The following is a 26930-nucleotide window of genomic DNA, read 5'->3' as shown; positions in this document are numbered from 1 at the left end:
GTAGACAGTTAACACCGCCGACCGAGCCCCAGGAATAAAGCGCAGGCGACTTCAACTATCTACTGCCTCGCCCCCACCCCAGGGCACCTAGGCTGACGACCTTTTCTACACCTCAAGGTCATCTGCCATGCACCCGCCACCGCAGCCCGCGCCCGCGTCGTCCCTCCACCCAGACAAAGGCCCGCACTATGAATTGATCAAACAGAAGATCCCGCCATGGCTGCTCGCAACCTCGCCGGCCAGAGCTGAAGCCTTGAGCAAGGCCCGCCTGGACCTCGCGTCCTGGTATCACAGCGCGCCCCCTCAGGCTCACGCCAGCCTCAAGACGGCCAACGCCCAGGCATGGGTCACCCAGAACACGGTGGATGAGCGCCTCGAACAGGTCCAGGACGTCTATGCCTTCGCCGAGCCGTTGCTGACCCAGGCGCTCAAGACAACATACGGCGTGGACGCCAGCGTCCGGGACACCTTCCTGTTCCTGTACAGCGTCAAGGGCACGTTCATCCAGGGTGTCACCAGCCGCAGTGTGTCTCTGCTGGACGCCGCCCTGCACAACTTTGCCAAGGATGAGCACTTCACCGACGACTCCAGCTACACCAGCCGGCCCGACGCCCGCGGTCACTTCACCCTCAAGCCCCTCAAGCAGCAGATGAGCATTGCGCAGTTCACCGCCCTGTGCCGACAACTGGATCTGGGTGCCCAGTACCAGCGCCACCTGCAACAGCACCTGCTGCCCACCGACGAAACGCAACTGGCCGCGCTGCACGATGCGCTCATCGCCAGCCAGAAAGCCGCCCTGAACGCCGCGGCCCACCACGCCTTGCTCACGCACGCCATCGACGCCGCCAGTTTCCATGTGCTGCAACGCGCCCTCAACGGCGAGCGAGGCGTGCTGCAGTTTTATGAGTTGCAGATGATGGACTCGCGCCTGACCGGCATCCTGCTGATCGCCGCCGACCTTGAGCGCGCAACGGTCACCGTGCCGGTACTGGCGTATATCCCCCATGACCCACAGGCACCACTGATGGCATACCCCAGCAGCGCGGCGTTCATGCAAGCGCTGACCGATAAGTTGCGCACCGCCGCGTACCGCCAGTTCTTCAGCCAATTCATCGACCAGCAACAGCGCGGGCACTTTTTCGCCAACCTCGAACAACGCCTGAACCGCGTCCAGTGGTATCGCCGCACCGATCCGCTGGACACGCGCCCTACCTGGCGGGACACGCCGGTGGACCAGCCGCGCCTGCAATACGCCGCCGTGCCCATCGACGGCGACCTGTGGCGCCATCGCCTGCAACGTGGCCTCGACAAGATCTTCAATGACGCCCGCGACATCGTGGTATCCACCGCCGACAGCGACAGCCGCGCCCGCTGGGCCTGGTGGGATAATTTCAGCCGCGTGCTCAGCGAGATCTTCAACGCCGCCTTGCTGGTGATCACACCCTTCGTGCCGTGGCTGGGTGAGCTGATGCTGGCCTACACCGCCTACCAGTTGCTCGATGAAGTGGTCGAAGGTGTGGTCGACCTTGCCGAAGGCCAGGCCAGGGAAGCGGCCACGCACCTGGTCGGCGTGGTCAACGAAGTGGTGCAGTTGGGTGCGTTTCACATCGGCGGTCAACTGGTCAAGCTCATCCCTTCGCCCTTCGTCGATCAACTGCAGGCCATCGAACACAATGGTCAACCGCGCTTGTGGAACCCCGACCTGCGCCCCTACGCGTTGAAGGCCCCCGGCCTGCCCGGCGATTCGGCACCCGACGCGCTGGGCTTGCACACCCACGCAGGCCGCAGCGTGCTGCCCCTGGACGGCGAGCACTATGAAGTCAGGCTCGACGACGCCGGCCACCGTATCCAACACCCCAGCCGCCCCGACGCCTACGCACCGCGTTTGCAACACAACGGCCAGGGTGCCTGGACCCACGAGGCCGAAGACCCCAGGACCTGGGACGACCCCCAATTGATGCGGCGCCTGGGTCACAGCGTCAATGACCTGGACGCGGCGCAACTGGAACAACTGCGCCAGACCAGTGGCACCGAGTACAACGAACTGCGTGCGCTGCATCGCGACAACGCAGCCCCCTCTCCGCGCCTGGCCGACAGCCTCAAGCGCTGGCGGCTGAGGCAGCACACGGAGCGCCTGGCCCAACGTTTAAAGGTCGGCGAGGCGGTGGATGATGACACCTACTGGAGCCCTCACTTGGCCACCGAACTGCCGCAATGGCCAGCGGACCAGGCGATTGACGTGTACGAAGAAGATGACCTCGGCGGCGCGCCCCTGCGTTACGGCGCCACCGACGCCAACGCCGTGCTGCCGATCAGCCGCCAGGCCCTGAACAGGGGCGAGCTGGCGCCGCGCCTGCTCGACGTTCTCAACGAAGCGCAACTCCAGGCCCTCGCCGGCCCCTTGCCGCAGACACGGGCGGCGCGTATCGATGCATTGCGCCAGCGCCTGGCCGATCAGCTCGCCGTACGTCAACGGGCAGTGTTCGACTACCTCTACCAGCACAGCGAGAGCGTGAACCAGGCAACGGCGCTGCGGGTCCGCGAGGCGTTCCCCGAACTGCCCAAAAGCCAGGTCGAATATCTGCTGGAACAAGCGCGCCCGGACGAACGGGCGCTCATGACCCACGGCCATCACTTGCCCCTGCGCCTCAAAAGCCTCGGGCGCGCACTCCAACTGCAAGCCCGGGCCACTCACGCGTATGAAGGCTTCCACGCCGCGCCGCTGCTCAACGAGCACAGCGAGCGCATGATGCTCGGTGCGCTTGAGCAACACAGCCCGGCCCTCGCCGCGCTGCACTTGCAAGTGCGCAGCCAGTCCACCGGCGGTGCAGTGCGCGCCGAGGCGGGTCGCGGCGACGCCCGGCGTATCCTGGTACATCGCGAAGACGGCCAGTACGCGGTCTACGACGGCGCTCACCAGAGCCTGCACCCCGCCAGTGACTTTTACAGCGCATTGCTCAACGCCCTGCCCAGGCCAACGCGTACCGCGATGGGCGACGCCGCCGCCGACGGCCCGGCGTTGCGCAACTGGTTGATGGAGCGCCTGGTACCGCTGGAGGATCGCTGCCGAGTGCTCGCCGACCCCATCGGCGCGCCGCCCGAACGCGAGACCCTGCGCCTGGTGCAGGCGCCAAGGTTCAAATGGGCGAGCAAGCTGCTGGGGCTGTCGCCAGGCTCGGTGGAAGAACGCGTCAAAGCCTTGTACCCGGGATTGAGCGCGGCAAAGGTGCAGGAACAGGTGCAAGCGTTTGACTCACCGGATGGCCTCACGGCGCTGCGTGAGCTGGAGCGGGAGAAAAAGCAGCTGGCCAAGGACCTGAAGAAATGGGTGGAGGCCCCCACGAGCCGGCATCAGGGCAACATCGAAGAACAAACCGCCGAGCGACTGGTGCGCTCTCAACTGTCCCAGGCCTTGCGGCGCAGTTGGGAGAAATCGGCAAGTGGCTACCGCGACGGGTTTGGCGAGCGCCAGCCAGGCAGCCGCCTGGACCTGGAAGGCTGGCCGCTGGGTACCTACCTGTTGCATATGCCGACACTGCGCACACCGCTCAAACACATCACCAGTCTGAACCTTGGCGACACCGGACTGGGCGATGCGCAGGCCAGGTTCCTGGAATTGTTTCCAAACCTCATCACTCTGGAGCTGGCGCAGAATCGCCTGACGCGGCTGCCGGAAACACTCACCACTCTGCCACGCCTGACCCAACTGGGGCTGAGCGCCAACCCCTTGCAATGGGACGCCCATTCCCTGGCCCAACTCAACACCCTCAGCCGCCTCAAGGTGCTGGACCTGTCCTACAACCGCCTGCTGCGCGAGCCACCGGACATCAGCGGCATGCCCGACCTGCGCGAGCTGTACCTGACGAATACGCAGTTGACGCAGTGGCCGCAAGGGTTGTTCGAACAGCCACGGCCCGAGGATTTCCTGCTCGACCTGCAAAACAGCCCGATCAAGAGCGTGCCGAAGTTTCTGCCCTGGCAAGCCGAGGCGCTGTTGGTGGCGCGCACGCGGTTGGACCGCAACCAGCTCGGCCTGGACGACGAAGAACGCATGGTCAGCTATCGCCTTGGCGCCGGCCTCGACCCTTATCGCACCTACCCGCCGCGTGGCGAACAGGACAGCGCGTTCTGGCTGCAGGACCTGCCGGCCGAACAGGGTCCATCGCGTCAGCGCCAATGGGACGAGCTGGAACAGGAACACGGCTCCCAGGGTTTCTTCGAAGTGATCCGCAGCCTGCAGACGCCCAACTACTTCGAGACCGAGGGCGATCGGGCCGCGTACCTGGCCAACCGGCGGGCGCTGAGCCTGAACGTCTGGCGCATGCTCGACGCGATGCACGCCGATGAAGCGCTGCGCAGGCGCTTCTTCACCCTGGCCAGCGCGCCCGCCAACTGCGCCGATGCGGGTGCGCAGGTGTTCAATAGCCTGGGCGTGCAGACCCTGGTGTACGAGGCCTACGCTGCACGCCCGGCCCTGGAAGAAGGCGCCTTTGCCCGGCGACTGGCGCACCTGGCCTGGCAGGCCGCACGCCTGAGCCGCGTCACCGCCCTGGCCCGCCAGGAAGTGGCGCACCGACTGGCGCCGATTGACCAGGGTGGGCTCGGGTTGCGACTGACCAGCGAAGTGATCGATGGCGTACCGGGCAGCGTGGATGAAGTGCAGGTGCACACGGCGTTGCAGACCGCCCTCAAGGCACGCCTGCACTTGCCCTGGCTGGCAGAACATATGGTCTATCGTGTCACCGCGTCGGTGAACCCCGCACTGATCGAGACGACCTACAAGGCCGTCATCGAGAGCGAGGCCGGCGACGGCCGGGTGGATGCGTTGTTGAACGTCGAGTTCTGGGACCAGTACCTGGAAGCCACTCACGCCGAAGCGCTGGCGCTGAACACCCAGGTCCATCAGGACAAAGCCGCACGCCTGGACGACTTGCTGCAGGCCCAGCACGCCTGGGTGCAGGGCCAGGGTTCGCGGCAAAGCGTTGAGACCCTGGCCGATGCGCTGGGCGTGCCCCGTGCCAGCGTGCTGACCGACGCCCCCGTTAGCCAGGCAACCTATGAACGCTGGCTGGAAGACGTGGCGCAGGCCCACAAGGCCCTGCGCCGGCAATTGACCCGTGAGGCGCTGGGCCCGCTGCAAAGCGAGGCCGCGCCCTCAGACTTCGGAGTCCCAGACCACCGTAGCCGTTCCTGAATAGGTGGTGCCGCTGCCGTGTTCGAGCATCTGTGCCACACCGTCGGCCAGTACCGAAAAGTGCAAGGTGCTGGGTTGCCGGTAGATGTAGATGCGCGGCTGGAAGCGCTCGGTGCCGCTGCCGTCCAGGCGCAGCGGCAAGCGGTTGACCGGCCGCCCGGCACTGTCATACAAACCCGCCGGCAGGCTGACGGCCACCTCCAGCGGCACCTGGTGCGTGCCGTTGCTGACGCTGCAGGTGTTGCCCAGCGGCTGCCCGCACTCCAGGGTCATCTTGAAGGGGCCGCCCGACCACAGGCTGACGGTCTGGTCCCTGGCCAGGCGCGTCGGTTTGCGCCCGTTCTGCAGCCAGTTCTGCCAGCCGCCCTGGGGTTCCAATTGCACCCGGTTGCCGCCCGGCGGCACCTGTACGCGCAGGTGATGGTCCACTGTCAGGGTGAAGTTGAACGTCAGGACGTTATCGTTGGGGATCATCACATCGCCGAAATCGAAATCCCCACCCGGGCCTAGCACATAACTGATGCTGCCCGTGTATTCACCCGGCGCCATGGCCAACGGGTTCGGGGTTTTCAGGCCGTAGGCATACTCCATATTGCTGTAGTTGAACCAGTCGATGGTGGTGGAAGGCACCCGGTGACACACGCCAGCGTTTTCCGGGACCAGCCAGAAGAACAACACGAAGTTGGTTCCAGCGGCAAAATAGTTGATGCCGCGACAAGGGCTGGGCGCATCCCGCCACGCGCTGCTCCAAGGCAAGCCGGGTTGCCCCCAGGCACTCACGCCGGGGCGGCTGTTCCAGCGATGGCCGATGCCTGCGATGCGCATCTGTACCGTATCGGTCTGCCCGGTTTCGGTATGGGTGACCTGCACCGCACGCCACTCCGAAGGCACCTTCCACATGGCCCCCTGGCGGGGGCTGGGGTGGTTTGCGGGAATGGGCCCGTTGGCCTCGGCCGTGAAGGCGTTGGTGCGGATGGTGAAGATCCCCAGCGCGTTGCAATGCCCCGGGATATGCCCCGGGCAAATGCCGCTCTGGGGCGTGGTGTTGACGAACTCGTTGACCGTCGGGTTGGACGGGTCGGGGCGGAACTTGGCGGTGATGTCCTGGGTAAGTGCGCTGGCCAAAGGGCTGATCAACGCGGCCGTCAGCCCGGATGCCAGGATCAGTCTGCTGATCCAATAGTGACTCATTTAAACCTCCGAATCCCAGATCACGGTGGCTGTGCCTGTATAGGTACTGCCGCTGCCGTGTTCGAGCATCTGCGCCACCCCCTCGGATTGAATGGAAAAGTGCAGCGTGCTGGGCTTGCGGTCGACAAAGCGGGTCGGTTTAAACAGCTCGCTGCCACTGCCGTCAAGGCGCAGGGGCAAGCGGTTGACCGGACGTCCGGAGGCATCGCTCAAACCTGCGGGCAACGTGACAGCGATGTCCAGCGGCACCTGATGCGTACCGTTGCTTACGCTGCAGGAATTGCCCATGGGCGCCCCGCACTCCAGGGTCATCTTGAACTGAGTACTGGTCCACAGGTTGAGGGTCTGGTCGCGGTACAACCGGGTCGGTTTGCGCCCGTTTTGCAGCCACGCCTGCCACCCCCCTTGAGGCTCAAGCTGTACGCGATTGCCACCGGGGGGCACCTCGACCTTGAGGATATGGTCCACATCCAGTACGAAGTCCAGGATGGCGACGTTGTCGAACGGAACGACGCGGTCGCCGAAATCGAAGTCCATCCCCGGGCCTACGGTGTAGAGCTGGCTGCCACGGTAAATCCCGGCGGGCATATCCAATGGGTTGGGCGTACGCAGCTCGTAAGTGAAATACAGGTCGGGGAAATCCATATAGGGCAGATCAAACAGCGCCTGGGTGGCGCAGGCGCCCGCATTTTCCGGCACATGCCAGAGCCACTGGACCCAGTAAGCGGTGCCATTGATCATTCCGGTGGGGATACACGGTGCCGGCGCTTTATGCCAGCGTCCGGTACTCCACAATTGTTCGTAGTCTCCACCATTGGTGATCAGCGTCACATGCCCGCCGTGACGCTCGGTGCCACCGATCCCCGAGATACGCACCTCCAACTGACTGCTGTCGCCAGCAGCACTGGTGACCGTGATGGTTCGCCATTCGGACGGAACCTTCAGGTATACGCCCTGACGCGGGTCGGCGTGGTTGGCGGCAACCGGTCCGCCAGTGGTTTGCGGCCTTGGGCCGATGGGCATGTCCAGACTGAACCAGCCTCTAGGCTCGCAGTAATTAACGAAGTGCTTACAGAACCCCGTACTGGGCGTGACGTTGGTAAAGCGGTTGACCATCGGGTTGCTGGGGTCGGGACGGAATTCGGCACGGACCTCGGCGGAACCGGCCTGGGCTGCACTCGCAACCAGCGTGAGAACCAGGCCAAGGCCCCATTGGATATGACGTAAATACCTCATGGATTCGCCCCCGGCGCCAGCGCATCGAACACCATGTGCACCGTGCCGTAATAGTTACCCGGGGCGTAGTCATCCGCCGGTTTGATCGCGGCGATTTCCAAAGCCACGCGCTTGCCCGGCGCGGCATCGGTGCTGGACACCACTTCGCTGGAGGTCAGGCCCAGCTCTTGATTGTTGAAGGTCACGCGCAGGTCGATACGCTCCCTGCCGTTGAACAGAAACGGTTCGGCATCCAGCCGTGCGCCAATGGCGCCGCTGACGTTTTTCACATCGAATTGCGCACGCAGCGGCTTGAGTTGCGATGACACCGGGTTGTAATCCAGCGGCTGGTCGCGCTGCACCAGGGTCGGGTCCACCGGGAGCACATAAAACTGCGCCGTGGGGATTTCCACGAACACCTCGAAGGTTTCCCGCTCTACCGCAGCCCGGGCCGAGGGCAACACGCAAATAGCACTGAGCGAGGCGAATGCCAGCGTCTTGAAGAGTGTGATCACCCCTTGACCTCCATCGGTTTTTTCTCGCTGCCTTCGATCAGGCTGAAGCGGTAGGAGCGGCCAGGCTCTTTATCGAATCCATAGGAACGACCGGCCATGATGTGGTGCTTGACCGTCGGCCGGCATTCCAGGGTATTGGCCGCCGAGCAGTCCTTGAATTCATCGACCACCACGACACTGTTGCCCTTGTTGACCAAGGTGTAGCGCTTGCCTTCGTCACGCACCTGGGTGTCAAACCGCACGTTGCTGGGGCGTACGAAAAACACCGTGCCGTAACCCGCCAGCACGCGCACGCCAGCGGCCAGGCTGTCTTTGTATTGCTTGCGCTCTTCTTCGGTGACGGCGAACTCGTCTTCGGTCTCGGGCACCACCGGTACGAAGCGCACGCGGAAGTAGCGTTCCTTGTCACGGTTGCCCATGAACAGCAGGCGCGTGCCCTGGGTGCCGTTGGCCGGTACGATCAGCCGCGCCGGGCTGGCCATCAGGCCATCGCGCGCAGCGGCGCCGGGCTGGTTCTGCAACGGTACTTCACGGTAGGAGCCATCGGCGTCGTAGATCATTTCCAGGATGTTGACCTTGACGAACGCCGTGGAGGTGCCGCCATTGAACACCCGTTTCATATAGGTGCTCTTACCCGCCTCCAGGTAGTCGTACACCACGCCTACGTTGATCTGGGGGCCCGCCTGGGCCCCCAGGGAGAAAAGACATACGCATAACAACCAAAAACGTTTCATGCCACAACCTCATGTTTTGCAAGCGGCCAAGCGCGGCCATTTATCCAGGAACTATTCAACCCGCCGTTGCCGTGCCCAGGGTGGCCTCGGCCAGGGTGTCAGGGGTACAGCGCAGGTCACCGATCATCAGCACATCGCTCTCCTGGCGCGCCTGGCTGGGGTCAAGGCGGAACTGGCAGAGCAACTGGTTGGCGTAGCGCACTTCCAGGGTGGGCGAGCTGGCGTTCATCTCCATGGAGAAGAACCCGTCGACCTCGCTGACCCCGCGACTGGCGTGATTGATCACGTGGTGCCCCTTGAGCGGCCGGCCCTGGGCATCCAGCAGGCGACCGAGCACCGTGACGGTTCTCATCACGCTGATCTTGCGGTAGCCCACCCCGCCCTTGTTCAAGTGGTAGCTGGACCGCGCCGGCTGAATGTTGGCCGCCGGTGGATGGTTGCCCTCGAAGTCGAAACTCAGGGTGCTGTTCTTGTAGGCGGTGATGGGCACGAAGTTGCGCCCCGGCCGCAGGGTGCTGCTGCCGCCGGTAAGGTCGTCGGCGCGCAGGGTGATGTCGTCCAGGTCGGTCTCCACATCCACGATCATCCCGGCGCCGTGGCCTTGGGGCTGGCTGCTCAGGGCAACTTTCTGCCCGCCCACCGCGACGGTGCTGCTCAGGTTCAAGCCACCGGTGATCTTGTTGTTGAAGGAGGAACGCTGGGCAAAGGCATCGCCGTACAGCGCATCGGTCTGGAAGCTGGTACGACCGGACAACCCGACGCCGTAAGTATCGGCAATCGCCGTGGCCGACACGCTTTGCAGCACGTGATCGTCCAGGGTGCGCTGGTAGGTCAGCGAGCCATTGTTGTCGCGGCTGCCGTCACGGGCGGTGCGCGTACCGAGGCTGGCGGACCATTGCTCGTTGGGCCCGCCCAGGGCCAGGCTGACGCTCACGTCGACGCCCACGTTGCGTTTGTCGCCGGTGCTGGAGGTGGCCGGGCGATCGAACACCGAAAAACGCCAGTTGGCGTCGCTGCCGAGAAGCTTGCCGCGCTGGTTCCAGCCCAGGTCCAGGCCCAGCCCTTCGATGTTGCCCTGGCTGTAGGACAGGCGCGAGTTGATCGAACTCTTGTTGCTCAATCGATGGTTGATCGACAGCGACGAGTTGCTGGTCTGGCCGATAAAGGCGGTCCGCGGCCGCAGCCGTGTGCCGTCGGGGAGGATCTCGTAGGTGCGGCGGGTGTCCAGCCAACTGCGGTTGTGGCTGAGTACCACGCTGCCGTGCCCGTAGCTGTAGAGGCCTTGCATATCCAGGCCGGTGCCGTGGTCCTGGGTCTGGTAGACGTTGGCGTAGAGGCTGGTGCTGTTGGCCAGGGTCCAGTCGATGGACGTGCCGTATTGCATCTTCTCGCGCACTTTGCGCGTGGACAGGCCCAGGATCACCCGTGGATGGGCCAGGTAGTTGGCGCTGGCGCCGTAGGTCACGAACCCGGTGGCCTGTTCGTCCCAGTTACTGAGCAGCTTGGTTTCCCGACCGACGAAGGTGTTATAGCGCCAGCGTTCGTCGGCATTGCGCCAGTTGTTGGGTTTGTACACCAGTTCCTGGGTGGTGGCCGTGGTCAGCCCGTCTTCGATCAGGCGCACTTCGACTTCATAGATGCCCCCCGGCAGCGAGCGCGTGTCGAGGGTCTGCAGGCCCGCCGCCACCGGCTGGCTATTGATCAACAGGCCATTACGGTAGATCTCCACCGACGCCTGGCGGCTGGCGGTGACGTAAATCGGGTACACGCTGGGCTTGGGGTTGTTGATCAGCAGGCTGTCGGAGCTGCCGTACATCAGGCCCACGGCGGTGTCGGGGTTGGCGCCGAATGAGCGGACCTGCCGCGTGAGGCCATCGGAGCCAGGGGTGAAGTAACCCAGGCGCAGGAAGTTGCCTTCCATTTCACGCTGGCTGTAAAGCTCATGCACGGCGTGGTACAGCGTGGTATCGGTGCCGCCGAAACGCGACAGTTGCAGGTTCAGTGCCTGGGTCCAATTGCCGACGCTGGCGCTGGCTTCCAGGCCGTAACGGCCGCCCAACGCTTCATCCTGCCCACCATTGAGGTTCAATTGGTTATTGACGATCAGGCCCAGGCTTCCGGCCTCCGGCTGGTCGTAATAACGCTTGGTCTGCGTGGTGCGCTCGACGTTCTCGGTGAGGATCGAGACCAATGAGTTTTCCAGGCTGTAGTGCATCGCCAGGAGTTGCTCTGGGCAACTTCTTTCGCAACTTCCAAGGGTCATGCCCTGTTGCAGGAGTTGCTGCCACTTGGCCCGTTCTGAAGCCGCGAAGGGACTGTCGTTGGCGTCCGTGAATTCCAGCAAGGTAATACGGTCATTGCGGTCCAGCACAATCATGGCCTCGCCGAGAAACTGTTGGTCCAGTTCCACGCGCACGGCCAAGGGCACGTCAAAAAAGTGCTCTTCGAAATCGTTTGGCAATCCCTTGGACTGTGACAGCAAACTGCCCGGCGTCGTGCCAGGCGCTGTCGGCGCGGCCAGGGCGCCGGCGCACATCAATAGCGCCAGCGCGCCCGCAATAGGCGTCTTCGAAAACATGAACGGAATACTCGTAAATACGCACAGTCAGGGCTGCTTGACAAGGTCGGCAGCCATTGCCGGCAACCGACCTTGGGTCAATGCCCGCGTGATCGTCGCGATCACGGGGCCAGGGGTGCTCCGCGTCGGTTACGGATTCGGCGTACGCGGCACGGCGTCGAAGATCACCGTGTAACTGGCGGTGTACAGGCCATTCTGGGTGTCTGTCGGCTTGGCCGGAGTGATCACCAGGTCGGCCTGGGTGCCCGGGGTGGATTGAGGGTCGTCCACCACTTCCTGCGGGGTGCCAGTCAGGGTGACGCCGTTGAAGGTGTTGGTCAGCGCAATGCTGTTGGAACCGTTGTACAGCGCGGCCGACGTCGGGCCGCCTTCGATGTAGGCATGCACCGAACCGTCGGTGTTTTTCACGTCGAACGTGGCGCGCAGGGAACTCAGCTCACCGCTCACCGGGTTGTAGTTCATGGTTTCGTCTTTACCGAAGTTCGGGTCCCGTGGCTGCGCATGAAACTGCTTGGTCGGGATGTCGGCCTTGATGTTGATGGCGGTGCGCGCGTCATCGGCGGCAACGACCAGGGACGAATTCAAGGCGACCGCGACCAGAGCGGCCGCGACGGAAAGTTGTTTCAACATAGCGATATACCTGTTGGTTAAAAACAATTTAGTGAAGTCATTAAAAACCTGCATTACGCAAACTTTTCAACAACTTGCATTGACGAACGCACCGTCTCGCCTTATGCCCAACAAGTATTCTCAAAATAAAAGTTCAAGTAAGCAGTCCGCTTCTCTACTTCATGTAGCCGAGACACACCTAGTAATATGGGAAAAAAGTGGCATTTTGCCAAAACTTTAAAATCACCTGTAAGAAAAAGACTACTTGATAATAAACGAGAATAATTACGCACCGAACAAGTATGTAAGAACAATACGACATGCGCATAAAAACTCCAACATTCGCGTGCCGACAACGCGTGTAAGAGAACACCACTGACTACTTGAGTAGTTACTCTATTTATACAGAGTTGAATAACTCGAAACTTTCAGCCTGCTTTTCAGGCTCGTAATGCCTTGCGTGCCGTTGGTCGGGTGCGTTTGCCCTAGTCACAAGATATATCTTACGTTGTATCTAACCACGACAGGAGAAGCGCAATGAGAGGACACCCTCACCACGACAGCCACGACGGCTTCGAAAAACGCGGCGGTCGCGAACGCGGTGGCCGCGGCCCGCGGGTCTTTGCCCCAGGCGATCTGAAATTGCTGCTGCCGGCGCTGATCGCCGAACAGCCCTGCCATGGCTATGACCTGATCCGTCAGATCGAAAGCCTGTTCGACGGCGCCTACAGCCCCAGCCCCGGGGTGATCTACCCCACGCTGACCTTTCTTGAAGAAAGCGAGTTGATCAGCGGCGACACCGAAGGCGGGAAAAAACGCTACACAATCACCGACGCCGGTCGTCTCTTCTTAAGCGAGCAGACGGTTGCCCTCGACGGTATTCGTCTGCGCATGGACGTGAGCAAGCGCGCGCTGCGCGGCCAGGACCGACCGCCGGAAATCCACGAGGCGGTGCACAACCTGCGCCATGCCTTGCATTCGCACCACGGGCGCTGGAGCCCGGAAGAAATCGTGCGTGTCGCGGCACTGCTCAACAGCACCGCCCAAGCCATTGTCGACGGGAAAAACCAATGAATACGCAAACCATCCATCGCGTTACCCACGAAATCAAACGTCGCCGCCTGCACGTGCTGCGGGTGGTGGACATCACCCCACGCATGCGCCGCATCACCCTGGGCGGGCCCGAATTGACCGGGTTTGTCAGCCTGGGCAGTGACGATCACATCAAGCTGCTGTTCCCCCAGAACGCCGCCGAACAGGCCGCGCTGGAAAGCCCGACGTTCGCCATCAAGGGCGACGGGCCGCAACCGGCCATGCGCGACTACACGCCGCGGCGTTTCGACCTGAGCATCGGTGAACTGGATATCGACTTCGTGCTGCATGGCGACGGCCCTGCGTCGACCTGGGCCGAGCAGGCGCAGGTCGGCCAACACCTGTACATCGGTGGGCCACGGGGCTCGATGATCGTGCCGGATATCTTCGACAGCTACCTGTTGATCGGCGATGAAACCGCCATCCCGGCCATCGCTCGCCGCCTGGAAGAATTGCCGGCAGGGCGCACCGTGCTGGCCGTGATCGAGATCGCCAATACAGCCGAAAAGCAGGCGCTGCAAAGCGCGGCCGACGTCCAGGTGATCTGGGTGATTCGCGGCCAGGACGACCTGCTCGACACCGTGCGCGAACTGACGCTGCCGAGTGGCTCGCTGTACAGCTTTGTCGCCACCGAAACCAAGCTGTCGCGCCAGGTGCGCCGCGTGCTGCTGGACACGCACCAGGTCAAGGAGGAGTTCCTCAAGACCGTCGGTTACTGGCGCGCCGAAGGCAGCGACGAAGAATGAATCAGGGCTGGGGCTTGATGAGCTTGTCCAGCCCCACCACTGCCCCTGCTATCGCGACAAACCCCGCCAGAATGCCCCCCGCATTCACGAACACCTGTGGATAACCAAGGGTGCCCACATCAATGAACGGGTACTGATACTGCCCGAGCAAATCCCCCCGCAGCAGCACATAGGCAAAGTACACCAGCGGGTAAATCACCCAGCCGGCGATGTGCCTGAGGTGCAGGTTGCCCTTGGGCACGCACTGCCACCAGTAAATAAAAAACAGCACCGGCATTACGTCGTGCAGCAACTCGTCGGCGATGAACTGGAAGCCTTCGGGTTGCCACAGATGCCGCAGCAACAGGTTGTAAGCCAGGCCCACCACCAGGATGCTCACGGCGATCCCACTGCTGATGCCGGGCGCGAGGAAAAACCGCTTCGCGGGTGAATCGCGCTTCACCAGCGCATAGCTCAACACCACCACCGCGAGGGTGTTGGTGAGCACGGTGAAGAAACTGAAAAAGTTGACCAGCCCGCCCATCAGGCTGGCGCCGGATTCCCAGCGCGAATAGAAAATCAGGTATTGCTGAATCACCAACCCCACCCAACCAGCAAGCGCCGCCGCAGCCACAAACCGCTTCATGGGATCAGTCCAGCGGACGTTTGGTACGCATCAGTTTCACGTACAACCCTTCGACTTTTTCCCGCGCCCACGGGGTCTTGCGCAAGAACGTGAGGCTTGACTTGATGCTCGGGTCGCTCTTGAAGCAGCGTACGTCAATGCGTTCGGCCAGGCCGGCCCATTCGTAATGCTCCACCAGGGTGGTGAGGACGTGTTGCAGGGTCACGCCGTGGAGAGGGTCGTTGCTTGTCGCGGTCATGCCAGGCCTTTAGAAAAGAGAACACACAGCTGCGCACTTTAGCACGATCAAAAAAGTTCCCGTTTTCAGCGAAAAAGAGATGTTATATTGTAACCATACATCTCAAATCTTTTCGTTGCTTTACAAAGGAATGCCCAATGCTCTTCTCTTCCCTATGGCGCCTGTCCCCGCTCGCCGCCGCCCTCCTGATCGGCTCCGAAGCCCATGCCCTGGAGCTGCAACCCCAAGTCATCACCGGCAACCCGCTGGGCAGCGAGCAGCTCGCCTCGCCGACCACCGTGCTGGAAGGCGATGACCTGACCCTGCAACAAAAGGGCAGCCTCGGCGAAACCCTGAACAAGCAGCCAGGCGTGTCGTCGTCGTACTTTGGCCCGGGCGCCAGCCGGCCGATCATCCGCGGGCAGGATGGCGACCGCATTCGCATCCTGCGCAATGGCGTGGGTGCGCTGGATGCGTCGTCGCTGTCCTACGACCACGCGGTGCCGCTGGATCCGGTCAACGTGGATCGCGTTGAAATCGTGCGCGGCCCGGCGGCGCTGTTGTACGGCGGCAGTGCCATCGGTGGCGTGGTCAACACCTTTGACAACCGCATCCCCACCGAAGCCATCGAAGGCATCCACGGTGCCGGTGAATTGCGTTACGGCGGCGCCGACACCACGCGCAGCAGCGCCGGCAAACTGGAGGCTGGCAACGGCACGTTCGCCTTGCACCTGGACGCCAACGCGCGGGAATTCAACGACCTGAAAATCCCCGGTCAGGCGCGCAGCCGCCACGCCCCGGCAACCGACGACGCCCCCGGCAAGAATGGCCGCCTGGGCAACAGCGACGGGCGCCAGGACGGCGGTGCCGTGGGCGGTTCCTATACCTGGGACGACGGCTATGCCGGGTTGTCCTACAGCAACTACGACGCCAACTACGGCTCCCCTGCCGAACAGGATGTGCGCATCCGCATGAAGCAGGATCACTACGCCTTCGCTTCGGAGATCCGCAACCTGCAGGGTCCGTTCACCTCGGTGAAACTCGACGCGGGCTACACCGACTACGAGCACCGCGAAATCGAAGGTGGCGAAACCGGTACGATCTTCAAGAACAAGGGGTATGAAGCCCGGATAGAAGCCCGCCACCAGCCGCTTGGCCCGTTCGGTGGCGTGGTGGGCGCGCAAGTGACCCGCAACGAGTTCTCCGCCCTCGGCGAAGAGGCCTTCGTGCCGCAGACCGACACCAACGCCGGCGCGCTGTTTATCCTCGAAGAAATGCAGGCCACCGAGCGCCTCAAACTCAGCCTCGGCGGGCGCCTGGAACACACCAGCGTCGACCCGGATGCCAAGGGCAACGCGCGTTTTGCCAATGCCGACAAATCCAATGACTTCACCGCCGGCAGCTTGTCTTCGGGTGCGGTCTACACCCTCACACCCGTGTGGTCCCTGGCCGCCACCCTGGGCTACACCGAGCGTGCACCGACCTTCTACGAGCTGTATGCCAACGGCGCCCACGTCGCCACCGGCACCTACGAGCTGGGGGATGCCAACCTGAAAAAAGAAAAAGCCGTGTCCAGCGACCTGGCGCTGCGCTTTGACAATGGCACGCACAAGGGCAGCTTCGGGGTGTTCTACAGCCGCTTCTCCAACTACATCGGGCTGTTGGGCAGCGGTCGCACGCTGAACGATGAAGGCGAAGAAGACGCGGGCGGTATCCCTGAGTACAAGTACTCTGGCGTGCGGGCACGCTTCGCCGGCTTTGAAGCCCAGGATCACTGGAAACTTGGCGAAAGCGCCTACGGTAAGTTCGCGCTGGAACTGTCAGGCGACTACACCCGTGCGACCAACCTCGACACCGGCGAAGCCCTCCCGCGTATCGCACCGTTGCGCTTGAACAGCGGCTTGCTATGGGAACTGGACCGCTGGCAGGCACGTATCGATGTGGAACACGCGGCGGGCCAGGGTCGCGTGCCGGATAACGAAAGCGGCACCGATGGCTACACTACGCTCGGCGCAAGCATGGGTTATCACTTCAATATGGGTGGCAGCCAGTGGCTGGCGTTCGTGAACGGCGAGAACTTGACCAACCAGACCGTGCGCTATGCCAGCTCGATCCTGCGCGATATTGCCCCGGCACCGGGGCGCAGCGTGCAGTTCGGCATCCGCACCACCTTCTAAAAACCCCGCAAATCCAATCTGTTGGTCTGCTGTGGCGAGCGGGCTTGTTGTGGCGAGCGGGCTTGCCCCGCGTTGGGCTGCGCAGCAGCCCCAAAACCAGTCACTGAGTCTTTCTCAAAGAATGCGGTGAATTGACAGGGGGCTGCTTCGCAGCCCAACGCGGGGCAAGCCCGCTCGCCACAACAAGCCCGCTCGCCACAGGGCAGGGCTTCATGAAGCCAACGTTGCAGCGACTATCTGTCACTGTTACCAAATCTGAAATGATGCATCTTGCGATTTACGCTTTCTCTCGACGCCCTCTCCCTTTATCCTTGCCGCAACAAACTGAAACGTTTCACGCCCCCGGTCGACCTCATCTTGCTGATTATTCCCACCTGCAAAGACAGCGCTGTCTTACCCCGAGCTGCGCCTGGGGATAAATCGCCCGTCTGTGGATAACCCCACTTATCCCCAGAAAAACCGAATTAACGCTGAACCAAGCCCGTGCCGAATCGTCATCTACAGTGAAGCACGGGGTCACATAATTCCAACGTCACGGAGAAACACACTATGAGCACTGATGGTGCTTCGAGCCGAAGCCGCCTCCTGCCCAGGTTGCTAGGCGTCTTGCTGCTGATCATGGGCCTGGCCTTGCTGGCCGGGGGTATCAAGCTGACGATGCTCGGCGGGTCGCTGTACTACCTGCTGGCCGGTATCGGCATCACCCTGACCGGCATCCTGTTGCTGGCCACCCGCCGCGCCGCGCTGGGCCTGTACGCACTGGTGCTGTTCGCCAGTACCGTGTGGGCGCTGTGGGAAGTCGGCCTGGACTGGTGGCAGTTGGTGCCGCGCCTGGCGCTGCTGTTCGCCCTGGGTATCGTCATGCTGCTGCCGTGGTTCCGCCGTCCGTTACTGCGCGGCCAGCCTGCCCCACTGGGCACTGGCGCGCTGAGCGTCGCCGTGGTGTTGGCAGGTGCTACCGCCCTGGCCAGCCAGTTCACCAACCCGGGTGAGATGGTCAAGACCGGCCAACTGGACCGCGACGCGGTGCCAGGCATGGCCAGCGCCGCGCCGTCCCAGGCCGATGGCGACTGGAACTCCTACGGCCGTTCGGCCTACGGTGACCGTTACTCGCCGCTGGCGCAGATCACCCCGGAAAACGCCCATAAGTTGGTGCCGGCGTGGACCTACCGCACCGGTGACATCCCTGGCCCGAATGATCCAGGCGAGACCACCGCGGAAAACACCCCGCTGAAAGTCAACGGCATGCTCTACGTGTGCACCCCGCACAGCCAGGTGATTGCCCTCGACCCGGACACCGGCAAGGAAATCTGGCGCTTCGATCCGAAGATCAGCAGCCAGGGTGCCGAGAACTTCAAGGGCTGGGCACACATGACCTGCCGTGGCGTGTCGTATCACGATGACGCCGTGTACGCTTCCGAGCAAAGCCCGACCGGCAGCGCCAGCCCGGCCGCCGCACCGAACGCCTGCCCGAAACGCATCTTCGTGCCAACCGCCGACACCCGCCTGATCGCCCTCAACGCCGACACCGGCAAGATGTGCGAAGACTTCGGCGACAAAGGCCAGGTCGACCTGCGTGCCAACATCGGCAGCTTCGCCCCAGGCGGTTACTACTCCACCTCGCCACCGGCCGTCACCAAGAACCTGGTGGTGATCGGCGGCCACGTCACCGACAACGTCTCCACCGACGAGCCCAGCGGCGTGATCCGCGCGTTCGACGTGCACACCGGCAAGCTGGTGTGGAACTGGGACAGTGGCAACCCGGACGACACTACCCCGTTGGCCGAAGGCAAGACCTACACCCGCAACTCGCCGAACATGTGGTCCATGTTCGCCGTGGATGAAAAACTCGGCATGCTGTACCTGCCGATGGGCAACCAGATGCCCGACCAATACGGCGGCGACCGTACCGAAGACTCGGAAAAATACAGCGCCGGCCTGACCGCCCTGGACATCGACAGCGGCCATGTGAAGTGGACCTTCCAGTTCACTCACCATGACCTGTGGGACATGGACGTAGGCGGCCAGCCGTCGCTGATCGACATCAAGACCGAAGCCGGCGTGAAGCAGGCGGTGATGGCGTCGACCAAGCAAGGCAGCATCTACGTGCTGGACCGTGCCACCGGCCAACCCGTGGTGCCGATCCACGAAGTGGCCGTGCCGCAAGGCGCCGTCGCGGGCGACCACACCTCGCCAACCCAGCCGAAGTCGGACCTGAACTTCATGCCGCCGCCGCTCAAAGAGCGTGACATGTGGGGCGTGACACCGTTCGACCAACTGCTGTGCCGCATCGATTTCAAATCCATGCGCTACGACGGTGCGTTCACCCCGCCATCGCTGCAAGGTTCGATCGTGTACCCGGGCAACTTCGGCGTGTTCGACTGGGGTGGCATTTCCGTCGACCCGGTGCGTCAGATTGCCTTCGTCAACCCGAGCTACATGGCGTTCAAGTCCAAGCTGATCCCGGCGGCCGACATCGCCAAGCAAGGCCCGCGCGTCAGCGAAACCGAAGGCGTGCAGCCAAACAAAGGCGCGCCGTACGGCGTGATCCTCGAAGCCCTGCTGTCGCCAATGGGCCTGCCGTGCCAGGCACCGGCATGGGGTTATGTGGCCGCGGTCGACCTGACCACCCACAAAACCATCTGGATGCACAAGAACGGCACCGTGCGTGACAGCTCGCCGGTTCCGGTCCCGCTGACCATGGGCGTGCCCAGCCTGGGTGGCACCTTCACCACCGCCGGTGGCATCGCGTTCCTCAGCGGCACCCTCGACCAGTACCTGCGTGCCTACGACGTGAAAAACGGCAAGCAACTGTGGGAAGGTCGCCTGCCAGCCGGCGCGCAGACCACCCCGATGACCTACACCGGCAAGGATGGCAAGCAGTACGTGCTGGTCATGGCCGGCGGTCACGGTTCCCTGGGCACCAAGCAGGGTGACTATGTGATGGCGTTCAAACTGCCGGAATAAGCGACACCGGCAACAGAACTGTCACTTGGGAGGGGGGCAAGCCCCCTCCCACATTTTTTATCAGTGTTCTATGACTTCACCGCGCATCACCGCCAGCCGCGCAATCAGGCGGTTCTGCACCGGCACCGCAATTGCCTCGCTGTCCATCGCCTTGATCAAGTCCTCCACCAACGCATTGAAATCACTGCGGCTCACATTCTGGCCCTTGTGACTCTCGGCCATGCTGTCACCGGTGTAGGTGCACGGCCCACCCGCCTCCACACAGAACTGCTCGATCAGCTTGTTGCGCAGGCGCTGGATATCAATGCGCCGGAAGCGCTCGACGATACGATCATCCCGGGCGATGTTGAGCAACATGCCCTCCACGATCCGGGTGATGCCGGGCATGGCGCCGAGGTCGCGATAGAGGCTGTCGTCCTTGGGCGGTTGCTGCGCGCAGGCGCTGAGCAGCAGGATGAAAACCAGCGGTAGACAGCGCATCAGAAACTCCCCTGCACGGACAAATACGTGCCGTTCTGGTGGTCCAGCGTGGCGATTTCGCCAAGCCGTGCATAAGCCAATACAAACGACACATGCTTGTTGGGGAAGTACCCCACGAACAGATCCGCCCAATCACTTTCGCCGGCAAACGACAGGTTGTCGGGCTTCTCACGGTACTCCACGCCCACCGCCCAACGCGGGTTGAGCAGCAACGCCAGCGAGCCTTCCTTGAGCAGGCTGCGGCTGTCGCGGCGGTCGCCGCCAAAGCCGAGCAAGCCGGTTTCATTGGCCCGACTGTAGCGCAGGCTGCCGTTGACCAGCACGTTGTAGCCAAACGCGGCGCCCATGAACAGGCGGCTGGCGGCCAGGTAGCCTTCGACATCGCTGTCGCGCCTGGCGCCCACCAGGCTGGGGATATCAAAGTTCGTCTGGTGCTTGTATTCCAGGCCCAGGGAAACCTGGGGCAGCGCGTCGTAGATCACATCACCGAACAGGCGCACCTTGAGGCCAAGCACGTCCTGGCCCAGGTTGTCCTCGGGCAGATTGAGCTTATGCACCAGGCTGCCGAGGTCGAAGCGCTGGCGGGCGAAAGACACCTCGACGCGGTTGTCATAGGCCAGCGCCAGCCCGGCCACGTCCAGCCGATAATCCGGCAGGTTGACCGTGGTCGCGAACGCCGTGGCGCCCCATTCGTGCTGTTCGCCGTATCCGGCCAGCACTGCCCAGGGTGTGACCCCACCGCCCGCCGTGCCTTCGATACTGCTGGCGCCACCGGTAGCGATCAGGCGGCCGTTGTCGGCCAGTGCCGTTTGCAGGGCCAGTGCGCCAAGGCAACCGATCAGGAAAGAAAAACGCACGGTCATGTCACTCAATGAACCAGGGAAGTTTGCGCACTGAGCGGCAAGGCCATCCAGGCTTCGAAGGCGTCGGCACTCAACGGCCGGCTGATCAGGTAACCCTGGGCCGTGTCGCAGTGCCAGCGCTCCAGCAGGCGCAGGCTGTGGGCATATTCGACGCCCTCGGCAACGACCTTGAGGCCCAGGTTGTGGCTCATCTCGATGGTGGAACGCACGATCACTGCGTCTTCACTGGTTTCATCGAGGTTGCGCACAAAGGATTGGTCGATCTTCAACTCCTGCACCGGCAGGCGCTTGAGGTGCGCCAGTGACGAATAGCCGGTGCCGAAATCGTCCACCGACAGGCCGATACCGCAATCGCGCAGCAAGTTGAGCACCTTGAGGGCTTTTTCCGGCTCACGCATCACCGCGCTTTCGGTGATTTCAAACAGCAGTTGCTCGGCCGGCAAACCATAGCGACACAGCAATGCCGAGACCCGGTGGGCCAGCTCATCGCCCAGCAGATCGTCCGCCGAGATGTTCAGCGACAGTTGCAAGGACAGGCCGCGCCGGTTCCATTCGCACAACTGGCGAATGCCCTGCTCGATCAACCATTGGGTCAGCAACTGGATACTGCCCGAGCGTTCGGCCAGCGGGATGAATTCCCCCGGCGAGACCATGCCGAACTGCGGATGCTGCCAGCGCAACAGCGCTTCGGCCTGACGCACATGGCCCTGGCGGATATCCAGCTTGGGCTGGTAGTGCAGCAACAGTTGACCCTGGTTGGCCGCGTGGCGCAGGTCACGGATCAGCGTAATCTGGCGGCGGTGCGCCAGGTCGCGGCCCTGCTCGTAGATTTGCAGGCGGCCGGGCATTTGCGCGGCGTCCTTCATGGCGATGGCCGCGCGTTCCAGCAAGGTGTGCGGGCTTTCACCATCGACCGGGTACACCGCGATGCCCAGGCGACAATCCAGCGCCAGGTCATGGCCGTTGATGCGCTGGGGACGCAGCAGCAGCTGTTGCAGTTTGTCGGCCATGCCCACCGCTTCGTCGCTGCCTGCCCCTTCGAGCAGCAGCAGGAATTCGTCGGCGATCAGGTGCGCCACGGTATCGCCGGGGCGCAACGCCGCTTGCAGGCGCTGGCTGACCGTGATCAGCAGTTGGTCCACCGCTTCGGGGCCGGCGGTTTCGCTGGCGGCGCGCAGGTTGTCGATGCCCAGGTAGATCAGGGCCACCGGGCGTTGCAGGGCAATCGAACTGCCCAGGCGTTCCATGGCCAGCGCACGGTTCGGCAGGCCGGTGACGCGATCATGCAAGGCATTGTGCGCCAGCTGTTGTTCGCGCTCGGCAATGCCGTTTTGCATCGCGTTGACCGCCAGGGCCAGGCGCCCCAGTTCATCACTGCGCGCCAGCACCACCGGGGTCTGATAGTCGCCGCTGCCGATGCGTTCGGCCGCCTGCGCCAAGGCCTGCACCGGACGCGACACCGTGCGCGCCAGCAGCAAGGCACCGATCAATGAAGCGATCAGCGCGACCAGGGCAATCCCGAGAATCTTTTCATCCAACGGCACAAAGGCCTGCATCGCTGCATCCAGCGGGCTTTGCAGCAGGGCCAGGACTTTGCCGTTTTCATCACTGGCCAATACCAGCGATTGACTGAGGAAGCGGTGCTCAAGGTGATCGGTGGTGGACACCCCACGCCGCGTCGAGTCGCCCAGCATCAGCGCGCTGATGCTCTGGCGCAGTGCTTGCGGCTGGGTACTGACCAGCTCGCCGGGGCGGTCATGATCAATCGCCAGGAACGAGACTTCCAGGTTGCTCAACGAACGCAGCTCATCGGCAAATGCCGCGTCCATGCTGAACCCCATTACCACCCGCGCGATAGGCAACGGCGCCAGCACCGAAGCTTCCACCAACAGATGCGGCTCGCCCTGCAACGGCACCATCAGCATCGCCTGACGATTGCGCCGGGCTTCGCGCAGGGCCTGGTCGTAGCGAAAGGTCGAGCCCTCCGGAACGTCCTCCAGGGTGCTGGCCAGGACTTTTCCGTCCATGCCCAGCAGGATCATGTCGCTGGCGTTGATGCGCTTGCCGTGGTTGAGCAGCACCGAGCGCAGGGTTGCCGAATCGCCACTGGCGACCGCATCGCGAAAACCGAAGTCGGCCGCCAACAACTGCACGCCATCGGCCAGGCGCCGACCGCGTGTGTCGAGCAAGCGCTCGAACACCCGCGTGCCCACGTCCAGCTGGGCCAGGGCCTGGCCGTGGACCGCCGAGCGGGTGGCGGCCTTGACGCTGAAATACAGCGCGCCGATCACCACCAGTGACAGCACGATCAACACGCAGGCGACCCGCGCCTGGAAGCTACTGCGCAGTTTCATGGGCGGCTCGATTGAAGGCATCGCCAAAGGCGCTGGGCGGCGGCGGCAAATCCGCCGGTGCGGGCTCCAGGCTCAACGTCACACGGTGGCTGAGCCCGGCAGCAGGCATGTGCAAGGTGCCGCCATCCAACGGCTGCATATCTGCCAGTTGCGGATGCCACACGGTGAGGTGGTAGTCACCGGCCGGCAACTGTTCCAGGCGCACACGGCCCTGGGCATCGCTGACGCCGAAACGTGGGTCATCGGTGACATAGATATAGCCGAGCATCCAGTCATGGATATTGCAGCCCAGCACCACCACGCCGGGCCTGTCGAACAGCAGCGGGTCAGTGGGCGTGCCTTCGTAAAGGCGCAGTTCGAAGCGCTTGGCAGCGGAGAACGAATACACCTGATGGCGAATATTGTCGCTGTTGGGGAAGCGCACCTGGGTACCGGTGTGCACTGCCAGTACATGGGGCGCGAAGCGTTGACCGCGCTGGTCCATATCCGCCTTGAGCACGCCTTGCGGCGCCTGCGCAGGGCCGTGCAAGGTGACCACGGCATCGGCAACAGGCTGACCGTCGACCTGCAGGGCCAACACCTCAAGCGTCGCCGCCGATGCGGGGCCGGCCACAGCCAGCAACAGTGCCGTACGAAGTAACGAGTGAAAAATCCAAGCCATGGTCGATCCGCAGGAAATGAGCTGAAAGAGCAGCCTGCCTTGGCACAGAAACATTGAAGTGCATGCATGATGACGCAAACAAGGCCAATTGCCATCATCGGTTTTACAGCAATACATAACCGCCTGTCGGCAAAAAACTATGCATTCGGTCAAGCCTTGTAGAGGTTATCGACGCTGTTTTGAAAATCTGCAGTCGAAGGGAAAGGCTTTTCTAGATCGGCACCCGCTCACGCCGCATCCACATCTCGAACGCCATCGCGTTCAGCGGGCGGCTGATCAGGTAGCCCTGGGCGGTATCGCAATTCCACTGCTTGAGCAGCTTGAGGCTGGGGGCAAACTCCACGCCCTCGGCCACTACCTTGAGTCCGAGGTTGTGGCTCATCTCGATGGTGGAGCGCACGATCACGCCATCGCCGCTGGTGCTGTCGAGGTTGCGCACGAAGGACTGGTCGATCTTCAACTCCTGCACCGGCAAGCGCTGCAATTGCGCGAGGGACGAGTAGCCGGTACCAAAGTCATCCACCGACAGGCTGATACCGCAACCGCGCAGTTGCTCCAGCACGCTGAGGGCCTGTTGCGGGTTGTGCATGATCGCGCTTTCGGTGATCTCGAAGATCAGTTGCCCGGCGTCCACCTGGTACTGCATCAACAGCGCGGTGACGCGAATCGCCAGGTCGTCATCAGCCAGGTCGTCCACCGAAATATTCACCGACAGCTGGATCAGCAGGCCGCGCTGCGCCCACTCGGCGATCTGGCGCACCGCTTCTTCGATCACCCACAGCGTCAGGCTGCTCATGCTGCCGGTGCGTTCGGCCAGGGGGATGAACTCGGCGGGAGACACCTGGCCCAGGGTCGGGTGCTGCCAGCGCAACAAGGCTTCGGCCTGACGCACATGGCCGTGCTTGAGGTCGAGTTTGGGCTGGTAGCACAGGAACAACTCGCCCTCGATGGCCGCACGCCGCAGGTCGCGGATCAGGGTGATCTGGCGCTGATGGGCCAGGTCGCGGTCCTGCTGGTAGATCTGCAGATGCCCCGGCAGGCTCGCGGCGTCATGCCGGGCGATGGCGGCGCGGCTGATCAACTCTTCCACTTGCTGGCCGTCGGCGGGGTAAGCCGCGATGCCGATGCTGACTTCGTGGCGCAGTTCGTCATTGCCGATGCGCTGGGGCTCGGTGAGCAGCGCGTAGAGGCGGTCGGCGCGGGCCACGGCGCGGTCGACCTCGGTGTTTTCCAGCAACAGCAAAAACTCACTGCCGGCAATACGTGCCGCGGTGTCGCTGGCCAACAGGCTCATGGCCAGGCAGCGACTGGCTTCGCGCAGCATTTCCTCGACACCTTCGGGGCCAAAGCCTTCGTTGATCACCCGGTAATTTTCGATCCCCACATACAGCAACACCACCGGCCGGCCGGCGCTGATCGCACTGCCCAGGCGCTCCATCGCCAGGGCGCGATTGGGCAGGCCGGTGAGCGGATCATGCAACGCGTTGTGCGCCAGTTGCCGCTCACGCACAGCGATGCCGCTTTGCATGGCGTTGAACGCACGGGCCAACAGGCCGAACTCATCATGGCTACGCACCCGCACCGGCGTGCGGTAGTCACCGGCGCCGATGCGTTCGGCCGCCTGCACCAGCGCATTGAGCGGGCGCGACACCCGCCGCGCCAAAAACAACGCACCGGCCAACGACACCACCAGCACCGCCAGGGCAATCCCGAGGAACTGCCGGTCCAGCGGCGCAAAGGATTCCAGGGCGTGGTCCAGCGGACTTTGCAACAGCACCCGCACGTCATCGCCGTCGCCGGTGTTGGCCAGCGGTAATACCTGGCTGAGCACACGCTGGCCGTAGAACAAATGGATCCGCGGTTCGGGGTCGACATGCCCGTCGCGCAACAGGCTGAGGGTACCGGCCTGGTAGGCGTCCGGCTGCGTGCTGAACAACGGGCCGGGCTTGCCGTCCTGCACGCTGAGGAACGACACCTCCAGGTTGCTCATGGAACGCAGTTCACTGGCGAAAAGCTTGTCCATGGGGAACCCCATGACGATGCGAGCGATAGGCAGCGGGTCGAGTACTTCATCCTGCACCAACAAATACGGACGCCCATCCATGGCCACGATCAACATCTGCAGCCCCGTGCGCCGCGCGTGACGCAGGGCATCGTCGTAGGGGAAAAACTGGCCACGGGTGAGGATCGGCAACGTGCTGACCATGACCTTGCCATCCAGGCCCAGCACAAACACCTCGCTGGAGCGGATACCCGTGCCGTGACGGCGCAGCGCAGCAAGGATCGGCACGGTCTTGCCGTCGGCCACGGCTTGCTTGAACGGCAGGTCGGCGGTCAGCCAGTCCAGGCCGTATTGCAGGCGATGCCCGCGCAGATCGAGCAAGCGTTCGAACACCTGGCTGCCGGTTTTCAGTTGGACTTGCGCCTGGTTTTCCACTGCGCGGGCGGTGGCGGTCTTTACCGAGAAATAGGTGGCGGCCACGACTACCAGCAGCAGCAGCGCGAGCACCCCGGCGATGCGGGTCTGGAACGTGTGGCGCCACTTCATCGCAGTGCCCTCTGGCAGCGTTCGCCTCTCTCTGCCACTACGTCCCTTTGTCATGTGCATTCCCTGCGACTGCTGACCTGGCGTCAAAAAAATATCCATTTTGATTGAATATTCGATTTGAGGAGATTAGCTGGGAGTGGGCGTATGTGCACCCAATAAAGACG

Annotated in this window: 18 protein-coding genes; 5 read left to right on the top strand and 13 right to left on the bottom strand. The window is 63.0% G+C overall.

Annotated features, from left to right (window positions below; genetic code table 11):
• Nucleotides 1-127: 127 nt before the first annotated feature.
• Entirely contained in the window at nucleotides 128-5194 is a 5067-nt protein-coding gene (locus tag BM017_RS02245; RefSeq protein WP_092241007.1) for a dermonecrotic toxin domain-containing protein, read from the top strand.
• On the opposite strand, the gene BM017_RS02240 is transcribed toward BM017_RS02245, so the two are convergent.
• From BM017_RS02240 to BM017_RS02215, 6 genes are all read right to left on the bottom strand, one after another.
• Entirely contained in the window at nucleotides 5156-6385 is a 1230-nt protein-coding gene (locus BM017_RS02240; RefSeq protein ID WP_092241005.1) for a hypothetical protein, read from the bottom strand. The genes BM017_RS02245 and BM017_RS02240 overlap by 39 nt on opposite strands.
• Nucleotides 6386-7621, bottom strand: a complete 1236-nt coding sequence (locus tag BM017_RS02235) for a hypothetical protein (protein WP_170856027.1) — start codon at nucleotides 7619-7621, stop codon at nucleotides 6386-6388.
• A complete protein-coding gene (locus tag BM017_RS02230) occupies nucleotides 7618-8115 on the bottom strand; it encodes a CS1 type fimbrial major subunit (protein WP_371914358.1) in 498 nt (165 codons plus the stop codon). Before BM017_RS02230 ends, BM017_RS02235 begins: the two co-directional genes overlap by 4 nt.
• Nucleotides 8112-8849: a pilus assembly protein gene (locus BM017_RS02225; RefSeq protein WP_071488668.1), complete on the bottom strand. Its 738-nt coding sequence runs from the start codon at nucleotides 8847-8849 to the stop codon at nucleotides 8112-8114. Before BM017_RS02225 ends, BM017_RS02230 begins: the two co-directional genes overlap by 4 nt.
• Nucleotides 8850-8904: 55 nt before the next feature.
• Entirely contained in the window at nucleotides 8905-11427 is a 2523-nt protein-coding gene (locus BM017_RS02220; RefSeq protein WP_092241003.1) for a CS1-pili formation C-terminal domain-containing protein, read from the bottom strand.
• A 129-nt stretch (nucleotides 11428-11556) separates the two neighbouring features.
• Nucleotides 11557-12057 (bottom strand): CS1 type fimbrial major subunit, encoded by a 501-nt coding sequence (locus tag BM017_RS02215; RefSeq protein ID WP_092241001.1) that lies wholly within the window; start codon nucleotides 12055-12057, stop codon nucleotides 11557-11559.
• A 516-nt stretch (nucleotides 12058-12573) separates the two neighbouring features.
• On the opposite strand from BM017_RS02215, the gene BM017_RS02210 reads away from it, so the two are divergent.
• Nucleotides 12574-13110, top strand: a complete 537-nt coding sequence (locus BM017_RS02210; protein WP_092240999.1) for a PadR family transcriptional regulator — start codon at nucleotides 12574-12576, stop codon at nucleotides 13108-13110.
• Nucleotides 13107-13874: a siderophore-interacting protein gene (locus BM017_RS02205; protein ID WP_092240997.1), complete on the top strand. Its 768-nt coding sequence runs from the start codon at nucleotides 13107-13109 to the stop codon at nucleotides 13872-13874. Before BM017_RS02210 ends, BM017_RS02205 begins: the two co-directional genes overlap by 4 nt.
• 1 nt (nucleotide 13875) lies before the next feature.
• On the opposite strand, the gene BM017_RS02200 is transcribed toward BM017_RS02205, so the two are convergent.
• On the bottom strand, nucleotides 13876-14499 hold the full coding sequence (locus BM017_RS02200; RefSeq protein ID WP_092240995.1) for a Pr6Pr family membrane protein: 624 nt from the start codon (nucleotides 14497-14499) through the stop codon (nucleotides 13876-13878).
• Nucleotides 14500-14503: 4 nt separating this feature from the next.
• A complete protein-coding gene (locus BM017_RS02195) occupies nucleotides 14504-14737 on the bottom strand; it encodes a VF530 family protein (RefSeq protein WP_048720273.1) in 234 nt (77 codons plus the stop codon).
• 137 nt (nucleotides 14738-14874) lie between these two features.
• Between BM017_RS02195 and BM017_RS02190 the strand changes: the two genes are divergently transcribed.
• A complete protein-coding gene (locus tag BM017_RS02190; protein WP_092240993.1) occupies nucleotides 14875-16893 on the top strand; it encodes a TonB-dependent receptor in 2019 nt (672 codons plus the stop codon).
• 549 nt (nucleotides 16894-17442) lie between these two features.
• The gene (locus BM017_RS02185) at nucleotides 17443-19860 is read left to right on the top strand and encodes a glucose/quinate/shikimate family membrane-bound PQQ-dependent dehydrogenase (RefSeq protein WP_092240991.1); all 2418 of its coding nucleotides are present in this window, start codon (nucleotides 17443-17445) and stop codon (nucleotides 19858-19860) included.
• Between the two features lie 60 nt (nucleotides 19861-19920).
• Here BM017_RS02185 and BM017_RS02180 read toward each other — a convergent pair whose 3' ends face one another.
• The 5 genes from BM017_RS02180 to BM017_RS02160 form a co-directional block, all read right to left on the bottom strand.
• Entirely contained in the window at nucleotides 19921-20340 is a 420-nt protein-coding gene (locus BM017_RS02180) for a group I truncated hemoglobin (protein ID WP_092240989.1), read from the bottom strand.
• Nucleotides 20340-21203 carry a DUF3034 family protein gene (locus BM017_RS02175; protein ID WP_092240987.1) on the bottom strand — a complete coding sequence of 288 codons (864 nt, stop codon included), beginning with the start codon at nucleotides 21201-21203 and terminating at the stop codon, nucleotides 20340-20342. The genes BM017_RS02180 and BM017_RS02175 overlap by 1 nt, the downstream gene beginning before the upstream one ends.
• Nucleotides 21204-21208: 5 nt before the next feature.
• Nucleotides 21209-23557: a putative bifunctional diguanylate cyclase/phosphodiesterase gene (locus BM017_RS02170; RefSeq protein WP_092240985.1), complete on the bottom strand. Its 2349-nt coding sequence runs from the start codon at nucleotides 23555-23557 to the stop codon at nucleotides 21209-21211.
• Nucleotides 23541-24218: a methylamine utilization protein gene (locus BM017_RS02165; protein WP_092240981.1), complete on the bottom strand. Its 678-nt coding sequence runs from the start codon at nucleotides 24216-24218 to the stop codon at nucleotides 23541-23543. The genes BM017_RS02170 and BM017_RS02165 overlap by 17 nt, the downstream gene beginning before the upstream one ends.
• A gap of 211 nt (nucleotides 24219-24429) precedes the next feature.
• Entirely contained in the window at nucleotides 24430-26766 is a 2337-nt protein-coding gene (locus BM017_RS02160; RefSeq protein ID WP_092240978.1) for a putative bifunctional diguanylate cyclase/phosphodiesterase, read from the bottom strand.
• Nucleotides 26767-26930 lie beyond the last annotated feature (164 nt).

Origin of the sequence: Pseudomonas sp. NFPP04 (assembly GCF_900113815.1) — a bacterium.
GTDB lineage: Bacteria > Pseudomonadota > Gammaproteobacteria > Pseudomonadales > Pseudomonadaceae > Aquipseudomonas > Aquipseudomonas extremorientalis.
This window is presented reverse-complemented; position numbering and strand designations above follow the sequence as displayed.